The sequence below is a fragment of the Microvirga tunisiensis genome (assembly GCF_009296175.1).
Classification (GTDB): Bacteria; Pseudomonadota; Alphaproteobacteria; order Rhizobiales; family Beijerinckiaceae; genus Microvirga; species Microvirga tunisiensis.
In genome coordinates this window covers 1-1,545 of sequence record NZ_VOSK01000725.1, presented here as the reverse complement: position 1 = coordinate 1,545, position 1,545 = coordinate 1, and the positions used below count along the sequence as shown (strand labels likewise).

The 1,545-nt window shown below is 62.8% G+C and carries 1 protein-coding gene; it reads left to right on the top strand.

Translation table 11 applies throughout. From position 1 onward, the window contains the following. The first annotated feature begins 14 nt into the window (after positions 1-14). Complete coding sequence (locus FS320_RS43175) at positions 15-1,355, top strand: ISNCY family transposase (RefSeq protein WP_152718626.1); 1,341 nt, start codon at positions 15-17, stop codon at positions 1,353-1,355. Positions 1,356-1,545: the final 190 nt, after the last annotated feature.

Genomic DNA, 1,545 nt, shown 5'->3' with positions numbered 1-1,545 from the left:
CGCCGGAGCCGACAATGCGCCAAGAACGCACCGTCCAAGCCAGCATATTCGATCTTTTCGCCACGCACGAGATCGGCTGCGAGTTGAAGGCGATGTCACAATGGCTGGATGAGCATCGCGATCTGTTTGCCGTGGTGGCGCGAGACCTGTGTCGGGACGGCATCAAACCGACCGGACGGCAAGGTCTGCCCGCTGAAGCGGTGCTGCGCTGTGCGATCCTCAAGCAGTACCGGCAGCTGAGCTACCAGGAGTTAGCCTTCCACCTCGAGGACTCCGCTTCGTTTCGCGCCTTTGCCCGCCTGCCGTGGTCGTGGAGCCCGCAGAAGTCGGTCCTGCAGAAGACGATCAGCGCGATCGGGCCCGAGACCTGGGAGCAGATCAACCGGGCCCTGCTGTCAGTCGCTCGGCAGGCGAAGCTCGAAGACGGTGCTGTGGTCCGGCTGGACAGCACGGTGACTTCGGCGCTCATGCACGAGCCGAGCGACAGCAGCCTGTTGTGGGATGCCGTGCGGGTCATGGTGCGCCTTCTGAAGCGAGCTGACATCTTGATCGGTGGCACCGGCCTGCCATGGTGCGATCATTGCCGCGCGGCCAAGAAGCGGGCCCGCAAGATCCAGTTCACGCGCGGTCGACCCAATCGGGTCCAACTCTACCGCGAGCTGATCGCAATCACGCGCACGACCTTGGCCTATCTGACGCAGGCGAGCGAGCGTTTGGCCGTGGCAACCACACCGCCCATCGCCCTGTGGCAGATCCAGGTTCGTCACTATCGGCCGCTCGTCGAACGCATCATCAGACAGAGCGAGCGGCGGGTGTTGGCCGGCGAGCCGGTGGCGGCCGGCGAGAAGTTAATCAGTCTCTTCGAAGAGCATGCCGATATCATCGTCAAAGGCAGCCGCGACACTGAGTATGGTCACAAACTCAACCTCACCACCGGCCGGAGTGGCATGATCCTCGATCTGGTGATCGAAGCCGGTAACCCGGCCGACAGCGACCGCTTGCTGCCGATGCTGGCGCGCCACGTCGCCTTCTATGGCCAAGCGCCGCGGCAGGCGGCAGCCGATGGCGGCTTCGCCACGCGCGGCAACCTGGCCACAGCGAAGGCGTGGGGCGTCTGCGACATGGCCTTCCACAAGAAAGCCGGCCTCCGGATCGAGGACATGGTCAGAAGCAAATGGGTCTATCGCAAGCTGCGCAACTTCCGCGCCGGCATCGAAGCCGGCATCTCGTGCCTCAAGCGCGCCTACGGCTTGGCGCGTTGTACCTGGCGCGGCCTCGATCACTTCAAAGCTTATGTCTGGTCCTCGGTCGTGGCCTATAACCTCGTTCTCTTCACCCGCCTCAACGCGACCTAAACCGAGCAGGCATCGCGATTGCGTCACGCCGCCATAGTCGGCCCTCGGGACGTGCGCCTAACCGCGCCGACGATACCATTTTTGTCGATACTCAGCGCTCTTCACCCTGCCTATCCTCGTCAAAGCCACTCCAACTCGGCACAACCTATTGTAAATGCTCCGAGATGTGCACGTTTATGGACGGAAACTA

Excerpts from the sequence above, each read along its gene's own strand:
- FS320_RS43175 (WP_152718626.1), top strand. The coding sequence starts at position 15 with ATGCGCCAAGAACGCACCGTCCAAGCCAGCATATTCGATCTTTTCGCC.